Origin of the sequence: Kitasatospora sp. MY 5-36 (assembly GCF_001182915.1) — a bacterium.
Lineage (GTDB): Bacteria > Actinomycetota > Actinomycetes > Streptomycetales > Streptomycetaceae > Kitasatospora.
The window spans coordinates 1-1,962 of the sequence record NZ_LFVW01001093.1; the positions used below are offsets into that span (position 1 = coordinate 1).

At 78.6% G+C, this 1,962-nt stretch carries 1 protein-coding gene; it reads left to right on the forward strand.

What is annotated here, in order from left to right; genetic code table 11:
• Positions 1–13 precede the first annotated feature (13 nt).
• The coding region (locus tag AE652_RS40395) for an acyltransferase domain-containing protein (protein WP_234348722.1) at positions 14–1,962 on the forward strand (1,949 nt) is incomplete at its 3' end.

Consider the following 1,962-nt stretch of genomic DNA (forward strand, 5'->3'; position numbering starts at 1 on the left):
CCAGTGGCGCGGGATGGCGGCGCGACTCGCCGCCGAGAGCCCGGTGTTCGCGGCCCGCCTGGCCGAGTGCGAGCGGGCGCTCGCGCCGTACGTCGACTGGTCGTTGGCCGACGTCCTGGCCGACGCCCCGGCCGAGGCCCGGACGGACGCCGCGTCCGACGCCCGGACGGACGCCGCGTCCGACGCCCGGACCGGCGCGTCCCCGCTCGACCGGATCGACGTCGTGCAGCCCGCGCTGTGGGCGGTGATGGTGTCGCTGGCCGAGCTGTGGCGGGAGGCCGGGGTCGTCCCGGACGCCGTGGTCGGCCACTCCCAGGGTGAGCTCGCCGCCGCCGTCGTGGCCGGGGCGCTCTCCCTGGAGGACGGCGCCCGCGCCATCGCGCTGCGCAGCCGCCTGGCCGTCGACCTGATGGGCCGGGGGGCGATGGCCGTCGTCCCGCTGCCCGCCGCGCGGGTGCGGGAGCGCCTCGGCGCGCTGAGCATCGCCGCGGTCAACGGACCGGCCGTCACCGCCGTGGCCGGCGCCCCGGACGCGATCGCCGCCCTGGTCGACGGGTACCGGGCCGAGGGCGTCAACGCCCGGGTGATCCCGGCGGCCTTCGCCTCGCACTGCCCGGCGGTCGAACCGATCCGGGCGGAGCTCCTGGCCGGGCTGGCGCCGCTGACGCCGCGCGGCGGCGGGATCGCGCTGATGTCCTCGGTCACCGCCGACTGGCAGGACGGCGCCGGGCTGGACGCGGCCTACTGGTACCGGAACCTGCGGCACACCGTGCGCTTCCAGGAGGCCGTCCAGGCGCTCGTCGCCTCCGGCCACACCACCTTCGTCGAGGTCGGCCCGCACCCGGTGCTGGGCGGCAGCATCGGCCAGATCCTGGAGGAGGCCGGTGTCGACGGGATCGTCACCGGCTCGCTGCGCCGCGACGACGGCGGCCTGCGCCGCTTCCTCACCTCCGCCGCCGAGGCCCACGTCCGCGGTCTGCCCGTCGCCTGGGAGCGCCTCACCGGTGCGGCGGCCGGCCACGTCGACCTGCCCACCTACCCCTTCCAGGGCCGCCGCTACTGGCTCACCGGAGCGGCCGGGCCGACCGGCACGGCCGACCTCGGCCAGGCGCCGGCCGAGCACCCCCTGCTCGGCGCGGCCGTCGAACTCGGCGACGGCGAGACGGTGTTCACCGGACGACTGTCGGCCCGCAGCCACCCCTGGCTGGCCGACCACGTCCTCGCCGGGACGGTCGTCGTGCCGGGCACGGCCTTCCTGGAGCTGGCCCTGCACGCGGGAGCGAAGGCCGGGACGGCGCGGATCGAGGAACTGACCGTCGCCACCCCGATGGAACTGCCCGCGGACGGCGCCGTCGACCTGCGCGTACGGGTGTCCGGCGCGGACGTCGACGGGCTGCGGACCTGCCGGATCTCGGGCCGGGCGACCGGCGGCGGCGAGTGGATCGAGCACGCCACCGGCACCCTGAGCGCCGACCACATCCCTGCCCCGGCCCCGGCCCCGCTCCGGAACCGGGCCGCCACCGATTGGCCGCCGACCGGCGCGACGCCGGTGCCGGCGACCCGGATGTACGAGGACCTCGCCCTGCGCGGCCACCAGCCCGGGCCGGCCTTCCAGGGCCTGCGGGCCGCCTGGCGGGGCGCCGACGGCGGGCAGTACGCCGAGGCCGTCCTGCCGGAGCCGGCGGAGGCCGACGCCGGGTCCTACCGGCTGCACCCCGCCCTGCTCGACGCCTCCCTGCACGGTCTGATCGCCGCCGCCCCGGGCCACGAGGGGCGGCCCGTACAGCCGGTGCGCTGGCGCGGAGTGTCCCTGACGGCCGCTCCGGCCGGCGGCCGGACGTCCCTGCGGGTGCAGGCCGGGCCCGCCTCGGACGACGGCCTCCCGCTGGCCCTGCTCGACGCCTCGGGGGAGCCGGTGGGGCTGGTCGAGGCGGTGGAGCTGCGCCCGGTCGCGGCGGGACG